Source organism: Alkalithermobacter thermoalcaliphilus JW-YL-7 = DSM 7308 (genome assembly GCA_001584565.1).
In the GTDB taxonomy this organism is placed as follows: Bacteria; Bacillota; Clostridia; order Peptostreptococcales; family Peptostreptococcaceae; genus Alkalithermobacter; species Alkalithermobacter thermoalcaliphilus.
In genome coordinates this window covers 450,334-472,458 of the sequence record LSFY01000001.1, presented here as the reverse complement: position 1 = coordinate 472,458, position 22,125 = coordinate 450,334, and the positions used below count along the sequence as shown (strand labels likewise).

The following is a 22,125-nucleotide window of genomic DNA, read 5'->3' as shown; positions in this document are numbered from 1 at the left end:
TTTTGCTATTTTAGATCAAATAAATTCACAAATATCATATTAAATAAACTCAATACAATAGATGCTATCACAGCACCTAAAATTCCATAAACATCAAATCCTTCAACTATTATAGATGCCATGTAAAGCATAAATCCATTTATTATAAAACTGAATAACCCTAAGGTTAGAAAATTTATTGGAATAGTAAGGAAAAATATTATCGGTTTAATAAATGTATTTATAATCCCTAGTATAAATGATGCTACTAAGGTTGTTGAAAAATCAGCTACATACACAAATCCTAATATCTTGCTAGTAAAATATATACTTAAGGCTGATATTATCCACCTTGAAATAAATTTTTTCACTAAGGCTCAATCCTTTCACTTTCCATATTTTCTATAGCCTCATTTATTAAACTTTCAACGTCTAATTTTAATTCTGATCCAACTATTTTTTCTAATTTAGGTCTAATTACTGGATTTTTAGGTAAAAATACTGTACAACAGTCTTCTTCAGGAATTATAGAAATTTCAAATGTTCCTATATCCTTAGCTAAAGATACTATATCTGTTTTATCCATAGCTATACATGGTCTAAATACAGGTATATCTACTACTGCATTAGTAACATTTAAGCTTTCTAAAGTCTGAGATGCTACCTGACCTATACTCTCTCCTGTTATTAAAGCTGTGCAATTTCTCTCTTTTGCTATCTTTTGAGCAATTCTCATCATAAACCTTCTAGATAAAATAGTCATTTCTTCTTGTGGACAATTTTGATTTATATTCTTTTGAATTGGAAGTAAATTTACAGAATGCATAGTTACCTTCCCACAATATCTTGCTAATACTCTTGCTAAATCTTTTACCTTTTCTTTAGATCTTTCACTTGTAAAAGGATAACTATGGAAATGTACAGCTTCTATTTCTACCCCTCTTTTAGCAACAAGCCAAGCAGCTACTGGACTATCTATTCCTCCAGAAAGTAATACCATAGCTTTGCCATTAGTTCCTATTGGTAATCCTCCATAACCTTGAAACTTATCTACATAGCATATAGCATTTTCTTCTCTCATTTCAGCATATACTACAAAATCTGGATTATTTACATCAACCTTTAGTTTATCTCCTAGATTTGATAAAATATATCCTCCTATATCTTGGCTCATCTGAGGAGATGTTAATTTAAATCTTTTGTCTGTTCTCTTTGATTCTACTTTAAAAGTTTTTGCTCCTTCAAATTCTACTTTTTCTGTTGCCATTTCAAGACAAGATTTTTTTAATAAGTCATAATCTGCTTCTAATTTTGTTGCAGGACTTACAGATACTACTCCAAACACTTTCTTTACTTGTTGTATGATTTCTTCATAATCATTATCTTCTATATCTATATATATTCTTGCCTGGTCCTTATATACCCTTAGTTTTGTGAATTCTTTTAGATTATTTTTTATGTTTTTTATTAGTCTATTTTCAAATACATATCTATTTTTACCCTTTACTCCTATTTCCCCATATCTTGCAATAACTATATTATACAAAATATCACCTCTTACTTATTATTTTTCTTATTTCTTCTACTCTTATCTTTAGTTTTTGTACAGCAACTTTTATTTCTTCTTCTGTATTCATACAAGATAAGCTAAATCTTATTGCTCCTTCTATTTCATCTTTACTAAGCCCCATAGCTGTCAAAACATGACTTGCCTTTTTCTTAGATGAACAAGCTGAACCTGTTGATACATATATATTATCTTCTTCTAAATAATGAAGTAATATCTCTCCTTTTGTTCCGATGAACGAAACATTTAATATATGACAAACCCCATCTTCAGGAGAATTTATTTTTATATTGTCTATATTGCTTGTTATTTCATCAAGCAATAATTTTCTTAAGCTCTTCATTTTTTGTATGTTGTTTTCTAAATTCAAAGTAGTTATTCTAACTGCCTCTGAAAGGCCAAATATTCCTGGAACATTCTCTGTTCCGGATCTTAAATCATATTCTTGTCCACCACCTGTTAGAATAGGCTTTATTTTTGTTTTTTCGTTTATATATATAAACCCTATTCCTTTCGGTCCATGTATCTTATGTCCGCTTACTGATAATAAATCTATATTATATTTAGAAACCTTAAAATCTATTTTTCCAAACGACTGAATAGCATCGACATGAAAATAAATCTTATTTTTTAAGTTTTTCAGATATCGCCCTATTTTATCTATAGGCTGAATACTTCCTACCTCATTATTTACATGCATAACACTTATGAGGATAGTATTTTCCTTTATGCTATTTTTTAACTGTTCAAAGTCTATAACCCCTTTTTTATCTGCATCTAGGTATGTAATCTCAAAGCCTTCATTTTCTAAATCCTTAAATGTATTTAGTGATGATGGATGTTCTATTTGAGTAGTTATTATATGGTTTCCTCTTTTTTTATTTGCATATGCAATACCTCTTATAGCCATATTGTTAGCTTCAGTACCACCTGATGTAAATATTATTTCTTTTTCTTTTACACCCAAGGCTTTAGCTATATCTTTTCTTATATTTTTTATTTGTTTTTCTACAATTACTCCCTTTCTGTGTATAGAAGATGGATTTGCATATTCTTTTGTTAAGGCATATACTATCTTTTCTACAACCTCATCATATGGTTTTGTTGTTGCACTATTATCTAAATATATTTCCATAAGTATCACCTACTAAAAATTTATTCAAACCAAATAACATATTATATTATTCGGCTTTATATGTAAAGTTAATACCCTATTTCTTCATTTAGTATATATACTTTAAAATCTATTAAAGGAGGACACATCTGTATTATACTAGTTACCATACACATTCTTTCACTGCTTGTACAATCCATACACTTATCTAATTTTGCGCAAGGTACATTTCTTTGAAGCCTTCTAGCATTTTGTGGACAGGCTATTTCTTTTATCCTTTTTATAGCCTCATCATAATCTTTGCATATTTTATTGATTCCACATACCATTATAACCTTCTTAGGTCCAAAAAACATAGAAGCTACTCTATTTCCAACTCCATCTATATTTACTATTTTTCCATCTTCAGTTAATGCATTAGTACTTGTTAGATATACATCTGAAAATATAGCTTTTCTTAACACATTCATTTTTTCATCATTAGAAACCTTCCAATGCCACAAAACATTATTTCCTCTATCTAATAATTTATCATATATATTCAACTGCTCAATAGTCATAGATCCACCAATAGCTACTAAATCTTGTATATCTATCTCACGTATAATTTCATCTATCAACTCTTGTCTATCTTTGAAAAATTTTGCATTTATTTTTCTTTTTTTTAGATTTTCTATAACTTTATGTACTCTATCCATTGTAAAAGCTCCCTCCTTAAAATTGTATACACGATATATTATATTATATTTTCCTTTATTTAAATAATTATTTTCTACAAAATTTTTCACAAAATTAGTGTTGCAAAAAATGTCGGATTTTGTTATAATTTGTTTAGTGGTTATCCCCCTGGTAACCTCAATTAAATCTCTATTCCCAATACCCCTTTTGAACGGATTTTTAAGCATATTATATGCGAACCTGCCACATATGGCAGTTTTTTTTTCTTTGAAAATAATTAAAAAGTTATATATAATATAAATATATAGCTTTTTAAGGAGGGTTTTTATGAAAAAGAAAGTAGCTATAATATTTACAGGTGGTACTATATCTATGACAGTAGACCCTAGACTAGGAGCTGCTATACCTACACTTTCTGGCGAACAAATAATGTCTATGGTAACAAATATAGATAAATTCGCACATATTGAAATTATAGATTTTGACGAAATACCAGGCCCTCATATGACTCCTGAAAGAATCATGGATCTTAAGAAATTGGTTGATGAAACTGCAAAAAGAGAAGATATAGATGGAATAGTTATAACTCACGGTACTGATAGCCTTGAGGAAACCGCTTTCTTTTTGGATCTATGCGTAGATACTAACAAGCCAGTAGTTGTAACAGGAGCTATGAGAAGTAGTTCTGAACTTGGTTATGATGGTCCTAGTAATTTAGCTGCTGCAATTTGTACTGCTATATCGGATCAGGCTAGATCAAAAGGTGTATTGGTTGTTCTTAACAACGAAGTTAATGCTGCTTCAGAAGTTACCAAAACTGATACTTTAAGATTAAACACTTTTAAATCTGTATCTTACGGTCCTTTAGGTATAGTAGATAACGACGTTTTAATACTCCATAGAGATATAACTTGCAAAAAGCGTATTAAGACAGATAAAGTGGAACCTAATGTAGACTTAATAAAAACCGGTATTGGAATGGATTCTAAATTTATAAAATTCTCTGTTGATTCTGGTGCTAAAGGAATTGTAATCGAAGCAATGGGACGAGGCAATATCCCTCCTAAGATGCTTGATGGAATAAAATATGCTAATGAAAAAAATATTCCTGTTGTTATAACTTCTAGATGCCATTCTGGCCGTGTTTTAGATACTTATGGATATGCAGGTGCAGGCAGAAATTTAGTAGAACTTGGATGTATTCTAGGAAATGATCTTCCTGGGCAAAAAGCCAGAATTAAATTAATGCTAGCCTTAGGGAAAACTAACAATATTAAAGAAATTAAAGAAATATTTGAAAGTGGAGTGTATTAATAAAACAAAATCTTTCTTTGAAAGATTTACAATCTATTAAAGTGCATAATGCCCTATGTGTTATGAAAAAATACCTTAGTAATTACTAAGGTATTTTTGTTGACTATATCTCATTTATATTGTAAAATTATAATATATAGATATTAAATTTGAAAGGAGTGTATTTCTATGTTTAATTTTAATAATAAGATCGAAAATATATCTGTAGATCAAATTGAACAAGAGCTTCAAAATGGAGCTATTTTGATAGATATAAGAAATGAAGACGCCTACAGACAAGGTCATATAAAAGGAGCTATAAATATTCCTATGAAACTTTTACCATTTAAAATCCAAGAACTTGATAAAGATAAAACTATTCTTGTTGTATGTTATATCGGCGGAAGTAGCGTAGTTGCTTGTAAAGCTTTAAGTAAAGCAGGTTTTAAAGTGAAAAATGTAGTTGGAGGTATGAAAGCATTTAGAGGTAATTTAACAGTGGGGAATTAATCCTCATTGTTAAATTTAAAATACTAACTCTAATTTTAATAATCTATTTTTCACCTCATTTATTATTCTTTTTTCATCCTCATAACTATCTGCCTCAAAAGTTACACTAAATCTTAAAAAAGATCCTGCATCATCCCACGGAACTGTAGATATAAATGCATTATTTAATATATAATTTGATGCATCTTGAGCGTTTTTAAATACAACTCCTGATTTTGTTCCTATTGGAATTGGTGCATAACAATAAAAAGTTGCTTTTGGCTTTTCTACCTTAAATCCTACTTCTTTTAGTGCCTCAACTAATAAATCATGTCTTCTTGAATATCTTTTACAATTTTCTTTAGTTATATCTGGATTGTTTAATGCACATATTCCTGCTTTTTGTATAGCTATAAATTGACCAGAATCAATAGTTGACTTCATATCTGCGTATACATCTATAAACCTTTTGTTTCCTACTATAAAAGCAAGTCGCCAGCCTGTCATATTAAAAGCTTTAGATAGTGAGTAAATTTCTACCCCTACCTCCTTTGCTCCATCTATACAGAAAAAACTAAAAGGTTTATTATTATCAAATACTAATGCACTATACGAAGCATCTGATACTACAAGAATATCATTTTTGTATGCAAATTCTATAACTTCTTTATAAAACTGTTCACTTGCAATTTGTCCTGTAGGGTTATTTGGATAATTTATATATAAAAGTTTAGCCTTTTTTAATATATCCTGTGGAATACTAGTAAAGTCAGGATAGTAATTATTTTCTTTGTATAAAGGCAAATTATATACATATCCACCTAAATATCTAGTATGATTTGCTATAACAGGATATCCAGGAACTGTAGTTAATGTTATATCTCCTGGATTTATAAAACAAAGAGGAATCATCGATAATATAGATTTTGACCCTATTCCATGCATAACTTCTGTTTTTGGATCTAAATTAGATATTCCATATACATTCTCTAAATATTTAACAGCAGCATCTTTAAATTCTTGTATTCCATTATCTGCATACCATCTATTTTCTTTTTTTCCTGCTTCTAGTGATAATGTATTTACTACTTGTGAATCTGCCTGTATATCTGGTTCTCCAACTCCTAAGTCTATAATATCTGCGTTAGGGTATTTTTCTTTTAGATCAGTTTTTGCCTTTTTTATACTCATAAACTTGTAACTTTTTTTTGAAGGATCAAAATCCTTTCCTCCCATTCTATTCGCTATCTTTTCACCAATAAAATCCATAATATCCCCCTTTCCTTTTGATTAACTAATATATAGTATTCATGTTTTAGATTGTTTGTGAATTTAAGACAAAAAAAGAGATCTAACATGTGTTAAATCTCTTTTTTAATACCTTTATAATCAAAACAGCTAGTTTTACTTAGGAAAATTATAAACCAACTCGTAAGTATAATACCTTTAAATACACTACTCATACTAATGCTCCACCAAACACCATCTAATCCCAATAGATTTTCAGATGATAAAATATATGCAGCCGGAACTCGAAGACCTGTAAATACTATACTTACAATTGAAGGAGGTATTGTTTTTCCAAGACCATTGAATGCCCCCGCTGTTGTTATTTCTATACACATAAAAAATTGAGATAATCCTAAAATCTTGAGATATACAACTCCATAATTTAAGGCTTCTTGTTCAGATATAAATATAGAAAAAATACTTCTAGCTCCAAATATCAAAAGTCCAGTTGCAAGTAATCCTATAGTACCAACTATCGATAGTGCTGCAAAGTAACCTTTGTAAATTCTATCCCACTTTTTAGCTCCATAATTCTGGCCGATAAAAGAACTTAATGCAGTAGAGAAACCTCCTGCACTCATCCATGAAATAGCTTCTATCTGAGAGCCAACCTTTTGAACTGCTACAGGTACAGGACCCCAATTAGCTATAATTCTAGTTATAAGCATTGCAAATATTGTAAATAGCCCACTTTGAAGAGCTACTGGAAATCCTAGTTTTACTATATTTTTCGTCTTATCCTTATCTATTTTTTTTAGCAAATTAAATCCATCAAATAGTACCATTTTCCCTTTTATATTATATATAAATACCATAGAAACTATAAACTGTGCTGTTATTGTAGCAATAGCTGCTCCTTTAACTCCTAAGCTAGGAATTGGTCCTACTCCAAATATAAGCAATGGATCTAAAATCATATTCACAACCAGCCCTATAGCATTTATAGTAAATGGTGTTTTGCTATTTCCATATCCATTGAAAATACCAGTAAAAATAGGGTTTATAAAATGAAATATCATTCCCATAGATATTATAGTTAAGTAACTAATAGACATTTGTATAACACCATCATCACCCATATTGAAAAAGCTTATAAGGTGTTTTCTAAATAAAATGATAAAGATACTATAAGTTATTGATAGGGCTAAATTAAGTTGTATCCCTGTATTTGTATAACCTTTTGCAGAGTCTATATCTTCTTTTCCTACACTTTGAGCTACTAAAATTTCTGTACCTGTTTTTGATATCATTATAAGAGCCATTGAAAACCATACAAAAAATCCTGCAGCACCTACAGCTGCAACATGTCTACTTCCTATCTTGCCTATCCATATCATATCAGTCATGTTATATGCCATCTGAAGAAATGATGTCCCCATTATAGGAAGAGCTAATTTTATAAGTGCTTTAAATATACTCCCCTCTGTCAACAAACTATTCACCCCCTAACTACTTGAAAGACCATCTTTTAAAAACTTTATCAAATTGTTTATAGCCTCTTCATAATCAGTTATTTTTTCTAACTTTACTATTTCTGTTATATTAGTAAATAAATAAGAAATTACATTTTTGACAAATTCCTTTGGAAGATCATCTCTAATCTCCCCTCTTTCATAAGAAGCTTCTATTAGAGCATTCATGTAGTCATCATTTTGAAAATTAAACCTTTTTGTGACCTTGTTATATATACTGTTTCCTTTTTCTCTAATAAAACTTTCTGAAAATTTGCTTATGCTTGGATTTTCTTTAGCAAACTTTATACCTGCTTTTCCTAGTTCTATAAATATCGTAAATATATCCTTTGCAAAAACATTAGCATCCACATTTTCTATAAAAAATTTCTTTTTTTCTTGTATTAACATCTCAACTAAATAAATATATAATTCTTCTTTATTCTTAAAGTGGTAATAGAAAGTACCCTTACTTATGTTAGCTTTTTTTAATATATTATTTAAAGAGGCTTTATCATACCCATTTTCCCCAAACTCATCTATAGCTACCTTTATTAGTTCATCTCTTTTTTCAAAAGATTTGTCGCTCAAAAAATCACCTCTTTACTTAATCTTTATGTTTATTACACTTTTAGCTTTTGTATAAATAATTTATATACGATTATATTTAATAGTATAACATACACAAGACCTATAAAATAATACTGATTATATGTTAAATATAACGATCCATCTCCTCTTATTATACTACTTATAGCCTTTGCCGGATAAAATGCTGGAACAAAAGAAAAAAACAATTCTCTTTTATCTATAAAAAATAACGATATAATAGGAAAAACTATTAGTGTTCCTAACCCTTTCATTACAGCAAACCCTTCAATCTTGTTTTTAGAAAATAAATTTATCAAAAGCCCTATCATAGGAGCTGATAGTGAAGCTAAAAACGATATATAAACTATGTCTTTAAAAATTAAATTGCCTATGTCAGAAAATTTCATAACATAAATACATCCTAAAAAACTTAAGATAAATACTATTACTAACCTAAACGCTAAAAATCTATGGATATTGAGTGGGGTAACTTTTACTGACATTAAAATATTATCATCTCTATCGTCTAGTATAGAAAAACCTACTAAGGCTCCATAAATTTCAGGAATGAAAAGTGTTAATATAACAATTATTAAGTCTGCATAAATATTTATATTTAAACCTCTATTTTCTAAAGTCCACGGAAGAAAATATCTTCCTATTAAACCAAATACAATTGGATAAAAAAGCATAAATGTCATTAAAGGATCCCTCATATATTTTTTAAATTCACTCTTTATAAAATTTAGGTACATGTTAAACACCACTTTCCTTTATAGAAAATTCATCAAATTTTTTCAAAACTATCATATACAAAATAGCTCCTACTACAATCAAATATATATAAGATATGACTACTTCAAAACTTTCAGATAAACCACTCGAAGCTTTTAACAAAACCATAGCTGCCTTTGTTGGAATAATATATAAAATTTTCTTTATTACCTCACCCTTAATTAGACCTACTTCTTCAAGAAGTACTGGAATCATAAATATAAAAGCATATTTCATCATTCCTACTAAAAGTTGAGTAAAATCTTTACTGTAATAAGTTAAGATAAACCCTATTAATGAGTGTAAAAAACTAATAAGTATAATTGATACTAATAAACTACCTATATTAATATCTATTTCTTTAAATAGTTTGCAATATGAATATAAAACAAATAAGGTTATTATATTTGAAGAAATATTTGCAAAAGATTTTGCTAGTATATATTCAACCTTATTTATAGGACAAACCAATAAACTTTTTAATGTTCCTTCCTGTTTTTCAAAAAACATTGTAACACCAATCATTAGAATACTCATAGATGTTACATCTAAATAGATAAAAAGGGGAAATATATTACTTACATTTTCAACTTTTGTAAAATGTAAAAATCCTATCCAAATCAACGAAACCAAGACACTAGCGGTAAGAATATTATATCTTTTCATTCTATATATCTCGCCTTTGAATAATATTATCAAGTTATTCATTTTTCTCAACTCCTGTTATTTTTATAAATATATCATCTAAAGTAGTTTCTCTGCTGTGTATTGTGACTATCTCATTATGTTTTATTATATTTATAAATTCTTCGTTTTTCCCCAAATTATCAAGGCTAAACACTCTTTTTATCAATTCATTAGATTGTATATATTCTATATCCAATTTTCTCTGACCATATTTTAACTTTAAATTTTTAGGGGTATCTATCTCTGCTATTTTCCCATCAGCCATAAATGCTACTTTATCACAAAGCTCATCTACATCATTCATTAAATGTGTAGTAAGTATAACAGTTCCTCCACTGTTTTTAAAATCTTTTATCATATCTTTTACTATCCTTGCATTTTTAGGATCTAATCCATTCGTAGGTTCATCTAAAAATAAAATCTTAGGATTATTTATAAGAGCTCTTACAAAGTTTAATCTAGCTTTCATTCCTTTTGAAAATTCTCCAACTTTTTTGTCTTTATCTTCGTAAAGTCCTACCATTTTCAAAAGCATATCTATATCGCTATGTGATTTATAAAGCATTTTAAAAAAGTTTAGGTTTTCATAAGCTGTAAGTTTAGAAAAATGAACTGGCATTTCAAAACCTACACCAATTTCTTCATAAAACTCTTTTCCATAAGACTTTAAATCTTTGTTATTATACAAAACTTTTCCTTGATAATTATCTAAAAGCTTAGTTAGTATTTTTTGTGTTGTACTCTTTCCAACACCACTTGGGCCTAAAAGTCCAAAAATTTCTCCTTTTCTAATTTCGAAAGTAATACCCTTTATTGTGTTTTCTTTATTCTTTGGATATTTAAATGTTAAATCCTCTACTATAAACATCTTATTCCCTTCCACTCTTTTAGACTAACTAGTCTAGACTGATAAGTCTATATTATGTCATATTTGATTTTATGTCAATAGGTAAGTCTATATGCAAAAAAGAAGACCTATAAGGTCTTCTCATTTGCACTTAATCCAGCTAGATTTAGTAGATTCCAAGGTTTATTATAGTGAGGTTGAAAGAAAAAGTCTACAAATGCAAGCTCATCTATAGTCATATTATTTTGTATACAAACTGATATAGTATTTATAGACTGAGTTAAATCAGCTTTTGATATTATTTGTGCTCCTACAATTCTTCTAGATCCTTCTTCGTATACTACTTTTAATTTCGCTTCATCATAAGTTGGCATAAATTCTGGTCTATAATTATCAGTTACAACTACAGATTCTACATTCATTCCACGCTCTTTTGCATAGTTTTCTGTAATTCCTGTTGATGCTATATTGTAATCATAAATCTTAATACCTGATGTTCCTTGAGTTCCCATATATTTAGTAGTAGGCCTTACTAAATTTTTCGCTACTAAAGTTCCCATTCTAACAGCATTTGTAGCAAGTGGAATGTATTCATGAGTTCCTGTAGGATTATATATAACACTACAGCAATCTCCAGCTGCATAGACATCTTCTTTACTAGTTCTCATATATTCATCCACTATTATAGCTCCATTCGGTAGCATTTGAACTTTATCTTTAAATAAGATTGTATTAGGTCTAAATCCTATACAAAGTATAACAAGATCTGCACTATGCTCTCCCTTATCTGTTATAACTTTTGTAACTTTTCCATCTTTACCTTCAAACTTAGTTACAGTTTCTCCTAAAGCTAATTTTATTCCTTTATCTTTTAATGCACTTTCAGCCATATCTGTATATTCTTTATCTAAGTATTTACTTAATATTCTATCTTGTGTGTCTATTAATGTAACATTTTTTCCATTCATTTCAAATGCCTCTACAAGCTCTACACCTATATATCCAGCTCCTACCACAACTACATTTTTAGCATCCTTTGATTTTTTTATTATATCATTAGAATGATAGTAATTTTTAGATAAAACTATATTTTTCATATCTATTCCTTCTATATTAGGAACTATAGGCCATGAACCTGTCGTTATAATAAGTTTATCAAATGTATCTTCAACTTCCTCATTTGTTTTTAAATCTTTTGCTTTAATTTTTTTGTTATCTATATCTACGTCTATTACTTCATGAGACATTTTCGTATTTACTCCTATGCTTTGAAGATGCTCTGGAGATGAATAAAAGAGTTTTTTGGGATCTTTAACTATTCCTCCTACATAAAGTGCAATACCACATGACAAAAAAGATATAGTATCATTTTTTTCATATACAGTTATTTGTGCATTTGGATATAGTTTGTTTATATTTAATATAGCAGCAGTACCAGCATGTGTACAGCCTATAATAGTTACTTTCATAATAAAACCTCCTTAGTTTGAATTACCTATATATATAATACCCAATCTAAGATAACTCAAACATTAAGGAGGCTTTGCTAATCTAGCTTACTATAACTTTTCCATCTTGAAGAGATACCTTTATAGTATCACCTTCTTTAAACTTGTTTTGTAGATATTTTTCTGCTATTTCATCTTCTATATATCTTTGTATAGCTTTTCTTAAAGGTCTTGCTCCGTATTTTTCATCATATCCTTTATCTAAAACAAACTCTTTAACTTCATCAGATATTTCTATTTCCATTCCCTTTTCTTTAACTTCATCTTCAACCTCTTTTAGCATAAGATCTATAATTTTTCTTAGCTGCTTTCGAGTTAAACTAGTAAATACTATAATATCATCTACCCTATTTAAAAACTCAGGTCTGAAAATTTCCTTTAATGCATTTTTTGCTTTGTTTTCTAATGTTTCATAATTATCTTTACTAAACCCTATTGTATTAGATTTTACACTACTTCCAGCATTAGATGTCATTATAATAATTGTATTTTCAAAACTCACAGTTCTTCCCTGAGAATCTGTAAGTCTTCCTTCTTCTAATACTTGAAGTAACATATTAAATACATCTGGATGTGCTTTTTCTATTTCATCTAATAATATTACTGAATATGGTCTTCTTCTTACTTTTTCTGTAAGTTGACCTCCTTCATCATATCCAACATATCCAGGAGGAGCACCTATAAGTTTTGATACTGTATGTTTTTCCATATACTCAGACATATCTATAGATATCATAGCTTCTTCAGTTCCAAATAACTCTTTAGCTAATGCTTTAACTAATTGTGTTTTTCCAACGCCTGTAGGACCTACAAATATAAAAGAAGATGGTTTTTTCTTTTTTCTAAATCCTGAACGATTTCTTCTTATAGCTTTTGCTACACTTTCTACAGCCTTATGCTGTCCTATTACATGATTATGTAATATTTCTTCTAAGTTTAATAACTTTTCTGCTTCTTGCTGAGTTATTTTCTTAACAGGAATTTTTGTCCAAGACTCTATTACAGATGCTACATCTTCTATTGTAACTTCTACATTTACTGCTTTGTCTTCAAGAGCTTTTATTTTATCTTTTAATTCACATTCTTTCATCTTATATCTAGCAGCTGCTTCATAATCATTATTTATAGCTGCTTGTTCTTTCATATTTTGTATATTTTCAAGATCTTCTTTAAGATTTTGTATTTCTATAAGGTATTTATTTGCCAAGTTTACTTTAGACCCTGCTTCATCTATTATATCTATAGCTTTATCAGGCAAATATCTATCTTGTATGTACCTTTGTGAAAGCTTTACTGAAGCTTCTATTACTTCATCTGATATTTTAACTTTATGAAAATCTTCATAGTATTTTCTTATTCCTTTTAATATTTCTATACTTTCTTCTATATTCGGCTCTTTAACTTTAACTGGCTGAAATCTTCTTTCAAGTGCTGCATCTTTTTCTATGTGTTTTCTATATTCTTCTAAAGTTGTCGCGCCAATTATTTGTATTTCTCCTCTAGCTAATGCAGGCTTTAATATATTAGCTGCATTCATAACTCCGCCATGTACCTCTCCTGCTCCCATTATATTATGGACTTCATCTATAACTAAAATTACATTTTTACTTTCTTGTGCTTCTTTTATTATTGATTTCATTCTTCCTTCAAACTGCCCTCTAAATTGAGTTCCTGCAACTATTGCTGTCAAATCTAAAAGATATATTTTTGCATCATATAATTTAGGTGGAACTTGTTTTTGTACTACTTTTAGTGCTAATCCTTCAGCTATTGCAGTTTTTCCAACTCCAGGTTCCCCTAATAATATTGGATTGTTTTTATTTCTTCTATTTAAAATTTGTATTACTCTTTCTATTTCCTTTTCTCTTCCTATTACATTATCTATTTCATTATTTTTAGCTTTTTCTATAAGATTCGTTCCATACATTTCTAAATACTTATTCTTTTTTTCTTTTTCTTGTTTCTTTACACTTGATTTTTCATTTATGCTTGATTTTGTCTCTTTTTCATTTTTATAAAGACCTCTTAGATTTCCTAATAAATTATTGAATAAATCATCTTCAATTTCTTCATCAAACTCACTTTCTTCAAACGATGCACTCATATCTTTAGCTAAACTTTCAATATCTTCTTCAGACATGCCTGTTTGCTCTAAAATCTGATCCATAATTGGAAGACCCAATTTTTTAGCACATTCTATACATATACCTTTCATCTCTGTTTTTCCATTTTCAATCTTAGACACAAATGCTATTGCTATATTCTTGTTGCAAACTGAACATTTTTTCATACCGATCATCTCCATTTGTGTAGTAATAATTACATATTATATTATAATTTACCATAAATTCGTAACAAAGGAAAAGCCTCTTTAATATGGTTTTGTTAAAGAGGCCTTTTCTATATACTCGGAGTGTTTATTCCATAAAATATTTCTGTCATCTCTTTATCTAGCATTTGAATTATATTTTCTTTTTCTTGTTTACTCAAATCTTCTTCATTTTTCTCAAATAGATAGTTATCTAAATGTATATCCTTTACTTTCATCTTTGTATGGAATACATTTGACTGATATATATTCATATCTATTAAATTGTATCTGTTTATTGTTTCCTTAGAGATATAATTCTGAATAGAATTAATTTCATGATCTATAAAATGCTTTTTACCATCGACATCTCTCGTGAAACCTCTAACTCTATAATCTATTGTTATAATGTCTGAATCAAAACTGTCTATTAAATAATTTAAAGCCTTAAGAGGAGATATCGTTCCACATGTTGATACGTCTATGTCTACTCTAAAAGTACTTATTTCATTTTGAGGATGAGTTTCTGGATAAGTGTGAACTGTTATATGGCTTTTATCTAAGTGTCCTACTATATTCTCTCTAGTTGGAGTTATTATCCCCCTATTACACGATGTATCTAAGACATACAAAGGAACTTCTTCCTCTGATATTAGTATAGTTACACTTGCTCCCTGAGGATCATAGTCTTGTTTTGCTATATTAAGAACACTTGCTCCTATAATTTCTGTTACATTTTTTAGTATATTCGTAAGTCTTTCTGAGTTATACTGCTCGTCTATATATTCTATATATTTTTTTCTGTCTTCTTCAGTCTTTGTATAGCATATATCATAGATATTAAAACTTAAAGATTTGGTCAAATTATTAAAACCATAAAGTTTTAGTTTGTTTTCTTTTAACTTTTCCAATCTTCATTCCCCATTTCATTTTAAAGTATTCAATATTAGTTTTATTATAACCATTATATCATTTGTTATAACTTTTGTATTATATTGTTATCTAAACAAATATTGTAATCTAAATTTTTTAACTCATTTTCAAATTTTACCGTTATAATATTTTCTTTTTTGTCTATTACTTTTCCTACTTTAAATATATTGTGATATATAATATCTCCTTTTTTTATACATACCCTATCTGAAGATAATAATTCAGAAATTTCTTCTATAAATCTAGATACATATACTTTTTTTCCATATCTACTTTTTAATGATGATATGTATAATTCATCTTTTGCCCTAGTCATTGCTACATAAAAAAGTCTTCTTTCTTCCTCTATAAGCTCATCATCTTCTAATGATTTTTCATGAGGCATAACACCTTCTATAGCTCCGATTATAAACACATATTTAAATTCTAATCCTTTTGCACTATGTATTGTAGTCAAAATTACCCTATCATCATCTTTGCTATTTTTAATAGACAATTCTTGCTTTACTTTTTCTATGTGATCTAAATACTCATTAATTGTTTTAAAATTTTCTGATGAACTTTCAATTTCATCTAATATTTCAAATAAAGACACATTACTTATTTTTCTATTTAAGCAATAATCTATTATGTATCTATCATACTCTAGATTTGTTCTTATATATGATATTGCTTCTTTAGGTGATAAAAATTTCATATAATTTATGTCTATTTCTAAATCTTCTACGGTCTTTAACTGCCATGGCTGTAAATCTTTTTTTATGCTATCTATAAAATTATTATTTTCTAAAGCTTTTTTTATACTTTCTTTTGATATATATCTAAAAGGCCTATTTATTATCCTTGAAAATTCTTCTTTTAAATTTATATTTAGTGCAAGTTTCAAATAAGATATTATATCCTTTGATATCCAATGATCATATATAGTAACTATAGAATCTTTTACAACAAAAGGGATATTCATATCCATAAACACATCTATTATTGCTCTTGATTGCATATTTGTTCTGTATATAACAGCAAAATCTAAAAAAGATGTTTCCTCATTTTTGATTTTTTCTTTTATAATATTTGCTATCTTTTTTGCTTCTTGTTCAGAATCAGTATAAGTTTGAAATATTATAGGCTTATGACTTTGCTTTACTGGTTTTATATGCTTTTGATATCTTTTTTGATTATTACAAATTAATTTATTTGAAGCCTTTATTATTTCACTTGTACATCTGTAGTTTATGTCTAGTATTATTTTTTTTGTTGGATGAAAATATCTTTCAAATTCAAATAAAAAATCTGGTTTCGATCCTCTAAATCCATATATAGATTGATCTTCATCTCCTACAACGAATATATTTTTTTCCTTGTTTGTTATAATTTTTAATACTTCAAATTGAACTTTATTTATATCTTGAAATTCATCTATTAGTATGTATTTATATTTATTTTTTATAATATCTAGCGCGTACTTATCATTTTTTAAAAAATCGTAAGTATAAAGTAACATGTCATCAAAATCTATTTTTTTCATATCTAGCTTGTATTTTTCATACATATTGTAGACCCTTACAAATTCTTGTTTAGACAAATTGTTAGATTTAAAGTCTTCTAAATTTGCAAGGTCATTTTTTACGAAAGACACTTCAGACATTACAGAAAATATAAAATCGTCATCTTCACAGTTTTCTATCTGGCAAGTTTTTAGTATATTTTTAAAAATGTATTTTTTTTCTTTTTCGTCTAATACATTTTCCATTGTATACTTTTTGAAAGTTCTTAGAATATTAAAAAATACTGAGTGAAATGTTCCAAAATTGACTTTACTAACAGCATTTGTTTTAGATAATCTAATTGTTTTTTCTTTCATTTCTACTGCTGAAGCTTTTGTAAAACTTATAGCTAATATATTTAAAGGGTTTATATTTTTATTTTCTACTAAATTTAATATTCTATGTGTAATAACATTTGTTTTGCCTGATCCTGGGCCTGCTAAAACTATGCACGGTCCATCTATATGATTTATGGCTTGTAACTGTTTTTCATTTAAATTAAAACTCATTTTTAATCACCTATAATATAATATCACAAATTTATATCATTAATCTTTCTTTTCTTTTTATATGAGACTTTAAGGCATTTTTAGTATAATATACAAGATCCATATCTAATGCTTGTTTTGGATTTATCCATATATAATCTTCATGTTCACAACTTAAAGTTATATCTCCTTTTAAATATTTAGCTTCATATATCAAGCTTATGTATTGTATTTTATCGATCTCAAACGAAGTATCTACTGAAGCTATATCTAATATTTCTATATCTATTCCCGTTTCCTCTAATACTTCTCTTTTTAAACAGTCTATAGGATCTTCCTTAAATTCTAATTTACCCCCAGGTAGATCCCATTTGTAAGATGCAAAATTACTATTTGATCTTTTAATTAATAAAACTTCGTTTTCTTTAAATATTAAAGTTTTTATCAAAATAACAAACACTTGTCTCACTCCATTTTTAGTGTGATATAATAAGTCATGTTAATATTATAATACATAAAATAAGATTTATTTATTTTTAAGGAGGCTGCTATGGAAATTATTACGCATACAATAGATGAACTCCTTCCTATTCCAGAAAGTTTTTGCGTATTTGATATAGAAACTACAGGTCTTAGCTCTAAGTATAATTGCGTTATCCTTATAGGTCTTTTATATGTCAAAAATAATAAAACTATAATTCAACAATTCTTTGCTCATGATCCAACTTTTGAAAAAGAAATTTTGTTTTATTTTAAAGAGGTTTTTAAGACTTTCGATAAACATATAACTTTTAATGGTATTAGCTTTGATATTCCATTTTTAAATAATAGGTTTTCTTATAATGATCTAGATTTTTTTATCGATAAAAAAGATAATATAGACATATTAAAACTTATAAAGCCTCATCAAAAAAAACTTAATCTTGCTGATTGCAAACTTAAAACCGTTGAAAAATTATTAGGTATAAATCGAAAAGATACTATTTCAGGAAAAGAAAGTGTAAATCTTTATAAAGAGTTTGTTAAAACTAAAAATATAAATCTTAAAGAAAAAATACTCCTGCACAATTATGAAGATATATACTATTTAGCAAAACTTTTTAAGATAAAAGATATTATTTCCTCAAAACAAGATTTTATTGAGGTTAATATATTTGATAATAAATTTAAATTAAAACTAGACTCTTTTAAGGTTTTAAGAAATATTTTATATATTGAATATAGCTTAGAAAATAAATTACCTATTAACTTAGAAATATATAAGGACTGTTATAGTATAAATGGATCTGAAAACAAATTAATTATTAGTTTAAATTTAAAGAAAGGAAAAGATATAAATAGCAATACTGTACTGTTCTTTGAAGGAAAAGATAATATACCTATAAAAGTTGAAAAGTCTTTTGTTTATGAAAATATTAAATCTTTAGGTAAAGCTATAATTAACTATGAAAGTCATAATAACTTTATGTAAAAACGAATAATTTTCAATATATGAAAAAAAGGTAGCTTTAAAGCTACCTTTTTTAATTGGCGGAGAAGGAGGGATTTGAACCCTCGCGCCCCTTTCGAGACCTACTCCCTTAGCAGGGGAGCCTCTTCAGCCACTTGAGTACTTCTCCACGGAAAAATGGAGCGGGTGAAGGGGATCGAACCCTCGCAGCCGGCTTGGAAGGCCGGAACTCTACCACTGAGCTACACCCGCACATTTTTTTGACATGTATAATAATATCATACTTTATTATACATGTCAATATGTTTAAATTATATTCTCATTAATTTTAGTTGCTTTTATTATATTCTTAGCTAATATACTAGTTGTAACAGATCCTACTCCTCTTGGAACAGGAGTTATCATACAAGCTTTTTCTATACAGCTGTCGTAGTCAACATCTCCGCAGAGTTTACCTTTTTCGTCTACATTTATACCTACATCAATAACTATTGCTCCATTTTTTATAAAATCTTTATTAATCATTTTTGCTTTTCCTACGGCACATACTAATATATCTGCCGTTTTAGTTATACCAGATAAATTTTTAGTTTTAGAATGACATATTGTAACAGTTGCATTTTCGTTAAGTAGTAATATAGATAAAGGTTTACCAACTACATTGGATCTTCCCAATACCACGACATTTTTAGACTCAAGATCGATATTATAGTATTTTAATAATTCTATTACTGCTAAAGGAGTACAAGGACTAAAACCAGACTTATCACCTTCTAATAATTTTCCTAGATTTATTGTATTAAAACAATCTACATCTTTATTAGGTGATATTATATGTTTTATTTTATCTTCATTTATGTGTTTGGGAAGAGGTCTTAGTACTAAAATTGCATGAGTTAATTTGTCTTCATTTACATTTTTTATATTTTCTATGAACTTTTCTTCAGTAATATCTTTTTCAAAAACTTTTACATCTACATGTATTCCAATATCTTTACATCTTTTTAAAGCTGCTTTTTCATATGATATATCATCTTCTTTATTTCCTACTCTAATTATAGTTAACTTAGGGGTTATACCTTTTTCCTTTAAAGCATTAACATCTTTTATAAGATCTGTTGTAATTTTATCTGCAACCGGCTTTCCTAGTAAAGCTTCCATTTTTCCCTCCTTATACACAACCAGCTACAAAATATTTGTAGCTGGTTTTTAGCTATATTTAATTAAAACAATCCACTTATAACTCCATTTTCATCTACATCTATTTTTTCAGCTGATGGAACTTTAGGTAGTCCTGGCATTGTCATAATTTCTCCTGTAAGAGCTACTATAAATCCTGCTCCTGCCGATACTTTAACTTGTCTTACTGTGATTTTAAATCCTGTAGGTCTTCCAAGTTTTGTCTGGTCATCAGATAATGAGTATTGAGTCTTTGCCATACAAATAGGGAGTTTTCCAAATCCTAATTTTTCAAGGTTTTCAATCTCTCTTGTAGCTGCTGGTGTAAATTCAACATCATCAGCTCCATATACTTTCTGTGCTATTGCTCTTATTTTATCTTTTATAGGTATGTCAAGATCATACGCATAGCTGAAGTTATTTTCTCCTTCATCTATTAATCTTAAAACTTCATTAGCAAGCTCTTTTCCACCTTCTGATCCTTTTTCCCAAACCTCAGATAATGCTACATTAACTCCTAACTGTTGGCATTTTTCTTTTATCATTTGAATTTCTCTATCTGTATCAAACGGGAATTTATTTATTGCTACTACTGCAGGTAGCTTAAATACCTTTGTTATATTTTCTACGTGCTTTAGAAGATTTGGAATTCCTCTTTCTAAAGCTTCTAAGTTTTCTGTATTTAAATCCTGTTTAGCAACTCCCCCGTTGTATTTTAAAGCTCTTACCGTAGCAACTATTATTACAGCATCTGGTTTTAAGTCAGACATTCTACATTTTATATCTATGAATTTTTCTGCACCTAAGTCTGCACCAAATCCAGCTTCTGTTACAACATAATCTGCAAAATGCATAGCCATCTTTGTAGCTATAACTGAGTTACAACCGTGAGCTATATTTGCAAAAGGTCCTCCATGAACAAATGCAGGAGTTCCCTCTAGCGTTTGAACTAAATTAGGTTTTAGTGCATCTTTTAAAAGTGCAGCCATAGCTTTATGAGCATTTAGTTGTCCTGCTATTACAGGTTGTCCACTTCTTGTATATCCTATTATTATTTTTGATAATCTTTCTTTTAAATCCGATATATCTTTTGCTAAACAAAATACTGCCATAACTTCTGATGCAACAGTTATATCAAACCCATCTTCTCTTGGAACCCCATTTGCTTTTCCGTTTAATCCATTAACTATGTACCTTAATTGCCTATCATTCATATCAACTACTCTTTTCCAAGTAATTCTTCTTGTATCTATATCTAAACTATTCCCATGATATATATGATTATCTATCATAGCGGCAAGTAAGTTATTAGCTGCACTTATAGCGTGAAAATCGCCTGTAAAGTGAAGATTTATATCTTCCATAGGAACAACTTGTGCATATCCTCCTCCAGTTGCCCCTCCTTTTACTCCAAATACAGGACCTAAAGAAGGTTCTCTTAATGCTACTAATGTATTTTTTCCAAGACTTGATAAAGCATCAGCAACACCTATTGTAGTTGTTGTTTTTCCTTCTCCTGCTGGAGTTGGGTTTATAGCTGTAACTAATATCAATTTAGCATTTTTACCACTATTTTTCTTTAATAAATTGTAATCTACTTTTGCCTTATATTTTCCATAAAGTTCTATATCATCTTCTGTTAATCCTATTTTACTCGCTATTTCTCTTATATCCCTTAATTTAGCCTCTTGAGCTATTTCTATGTCTGACTTAAAACTCATTTTTTAGCCCCCTCTAATTTAGAATTTTATATTCAAACCTATATTCATTGTACCACTTTTATAAAATTCTTTCTATAGTATATTTTGAATATTATATTTCTTTAGAATATTTTTGTACATATAATTTGCCTAACTTTTTTACTGTTTTTAGTTTTAATGTTCATAATTTTATATAAAAACAAGATAGCTATTTGGCACAAGTATCTACCTTTTTTATAGCTATCTTGTTTTTTT

Annotated in this window: 20 protein-coding genes and 2 tRNA genes; 3 read left to right on the top strand and 19 right to left on the bottom strand. The window is 28.3% G+C overall.

The annotated features are described in order from the left end of the window. Positions 1-5: 5 nt before the first annotated feature. The 4 genes from JWYL7_RS02505 to JWYL7_RS02490 all read right to left on the bottom strand — a co-directional run bounded on the left by JWYL7_RS02505 (position 6) and on the right by JWYL7_RS02490 (position 3,358). Entirely contained in the window at positions 6-350 is a 345-nt protein-coding gene (locus JWYL7_RS02505) for a phage holin family protein (protein WP_066068453.1), read from the bottom strand. Beyond that, a complete protein-coding gene (gene thiI, locus JWYL7_RS02500; RefSeq protein WP_066068450.1) occupies positions 350-1,525 on the bottom strand; it encodes a tRNA uracil 4-sulfurtransferase ThiI in 1,176 nt (391 codons plus the stop codon). Before thiI ends, JWYL7_RS02505 begins: the two co-directional genes overlap by 1 nt. Before the next feature lie 4 nt (positions 1,526-1,529). Then, a complete protein-coding gene (locus tag JWYL7_RS02495; protein WP_066068447.1) occupies positions 1,530-2,681 on the bottom strand; it encodes a cysteine desulfurase family protein in 1,152 nt (383 codons plus the stop codon). Positions 2,682-2,749: 68 nt separating this feature from the next. Then, positions 2,750-3,358, bottom strand: a complete 609-nt coding sequence (locus JWYL7_RS02490; RefSeq protein WP_066068443.1) for a lactate utilization protein — start codon at positions 3,356-3,358, stop codon at positions 2,750-2,752. 307 nt (positions 3,359-3,665) lie between these two features. Here JWYL7_RS02490 and JWYL7_RS02485 point away from each other — a divergent pair, with 307 nt between their 5' ends. Then, positions 3,666-4,652, top strand: a complete 987-nt coding sequence (locus JWYL7_RS02485; RefSeq protein WP_066068441.1) for an asparaginase — start codon at positions 3,666-3,668, stop codon at positions 4,650-4,652. Positions 4,653-4,820: 168 nt separating this feature from the next. Beyond that, positions 4,821-5,141 carry a rhodanese-like domain-containing protein gene (locus JWYL7_RS02480; RefSeq protein WP_066068438.1) on the top strand — a complete coding sequence of 107 codons (321 nt, stop codon included), beginning with the start codon at positions 4,821-4,823 and terminating at the stop codon, positions 5,139-5,141. 15 nt (positions 5,142-5,156) lie between these two features. On the opposite strand, the gene JWYL7_RS02475 is transcribed toward JWYL7_RS02480, so the two are convergent. The 11 genes from JWYL7_RS02475 to JWYL7_RS02425 all read right to left on the bottom strand — a co-directional run bounded on the left by JWYL7_RS02475 (position 5,157) and on the right by JWYL7_RS02425 (position 18,001). Then, on the bottom strand, positions 5,157-6,389 hold the full coding sequence (locus JWYL7_RS02475; protein ID WP_066068435.1) for an LL-diaminopimelate aminotransferase: 1,233 nt from the start codon (positions 6,387-6,389) through the stop codon (positions 5,157-5,159). A 92-nt stretch (positions 6,390-6,481) separates the two neighbouring features. Continuing rightward, a complete protein-coding gene (locus JWYL7_RS02470; protein WP_066068432.1) occupies positions 6,482-7,852 on the bottom strand; it encodes an MATE family efflux transporter in 1,371 nt (456 codons plus the stop codon). 3 nt (positions 7,853-7,855) lie between these two features. Next, a complete protein-coding gene (locus JWYL7_RS02465) occupies positions 7,856-8,452 on the bottom strand; it encodes a TetR/AcrR family transcriptional regulator (protein ID WP_066068429.1) in 597 nt (198 codons plus the stop codon). Between the two features lie 32 nt (positions 8,453-8,484). Further along, complete coding sequence (locus JWYL7_RS02460; protein ID WP_331722102.1) at positions 8,485-9,168, bottom strand: hypothetical protein; 684 nt, start codon at positions 9,166-9,168, stop codon at positions 8,485-8,487. Between the two features lie 40 nt (positions 9,169-9,208). Continuing rightward, positions 9,209-9,934: a fluoroquinolone export ABC transporter permease subunit gene (locus tag JWYL7_RS02455; RefSeq protein ID WP_066068423.1), complete on the bottom strand. Its 726-nt coding sequence runs from the start codon at positions 9,932-9,934 to the stop codon at positions 9,209-9,211. Beyond that, positions 9,927-10,781, bottom strand: coding sequence for an ABC transporter ATP-binding protein (locus JWYL7_RS02450; RefSeq protein WP_066068421.1), 855 nt, complete (start codon positions 10,779-10,781; stop codon positions 9,927-9,929). The genes JWYL7_RS02455 and JWYL7_RS02450 overlap by 8 nt, the downstream gene beginning before the upstream one ends. Positions 10,782-10,888: 107 nt before the next feature. Beyond that, a complete protein-coding gene (locus JWYL7_RS02445) occupies positions 10,889-12,229 on the bottom strand; it encodes an FAD-dependent oxidoreductase (RefSeq protein WP_066068418.1) in 1,341 nt (446 codons plus the stop codon). Between the two features lie 82 nt (positions 12,230-12,311). Next, complete coding sequence (locus JWYL7_RS02440; protein ID WP_066068415.1) at positions 12,312-14,558, bottom strand: ATP-dependent Clp protease ATP-binding subunit; 2,247 nt, start codon at positions 14,556-14,558, stop codon at positions 12,312-12,314. Positions 14,559-14,668: 110 nt separating this feature from the next. Next, positions 14,669-15,487, bottom strand: a complete 819-nt coding sequence (gene speD / locus JWYL7_RS02435; protein ID WP_066068411.1) for an adenosylmethionine decarboxylase — start codon at positions 15,485-15,487, stop codon at positions 14,669-14,671. A gap of 65 nt (positions 15,488-15,552) precedes the next feature. Then, positions 15,553-17,562, bottom strand: coding sequence for an ATP-dependent helicase (locus tag JWYL7_RS02430; protein ID WP_066068408.1), 2,010 nt, complete (start codon positions 17,560-17,562; stop codon positions 15,553-15,555). Positions 17,563-17,593: 31 nt separating this feature from the next. Then, complete coding sequence (locus tag JWYL7_RS02425; protein WP_066068405.1) at positions 17,594-18,001, bottom strand: NUDIX domain-containing protein; 408 nt, start codon at positions 17,999-18,001, stop codon at positions 17,594-17,596. A 90-nt stretch (positions 18,002-18,091) separates the two neighbouring features. Between JWYL7_RS02425 and JWYL7_RS02420 the strand changes: the two genes are divergently transcribed. After that, positions 18,092-19,012: a ribonuclease H-like domain-containing protein gene (locus JWYL7_RS02420; protein WP_066068402.1), complete on the top strand. Its 921-nt coding sequence runs from the start codon at positions 18,092-18,094 to the stop codon at positions 19,010-19,012. A 57-nt stretch (positions 19,013-19,069) separates the two neighbouring features. On the opposite strand, the gene JWYL7_RS02415 is transcribed toward JWYL7_RS02420, so the two are convergent. The 4 genes from JWYL7_RS02415 to JWYL7_RS02400 all read right to left on the bottom strand — a co-directional run bounded on the left by JWYL7_RS02415 (position 19,070) and on the right by JWYL7_RS02400 (position 21,891). Further along, positions 19,070-19,160: transfer RNA gene (locus JWYL7_RS02415), tRNA-Ser, on the bottom strand. A 9-nt stretch (positions 19,161-19,169) separates the two neighbouring features. Then, positions 19,170-19,243 (bottom strand) — tRNA-Gly (locus tag JWYL7_RS02410). A 54-nt stretch (positions 19,244-19,297) separates the two neighbouring features. Then, on the bottom strand, positions 19,298-20,152 hold the full coding sequence (locus tag JWYL7_RS02405) for a bifunctional 5,10-methylenetetrahydrofolate dehydrogenase/5,10-methenyltetrahydrofolate cyclohydrolase (RefSeq protein WP_066068399.1): 855 nt from the start codon (positions 20,150-20,152) through the stop codon (positions 19,298-19,300). A 62-nt stretch (positions 20,153-20,214) separates the two neighbouring features. Then, a complete protein-coding gene (locus JWYL7_RS02400) occupies positions 20,215-21,891 on the bottom strand; it encodes a formate--tetrahydrofolate ligase (protein WP_066068396.1) in 1,677 nt (558 codons plus the stop codon). Between the last annotated feature and the right edge of the window lie 234 nt (positions 21,892-22,125).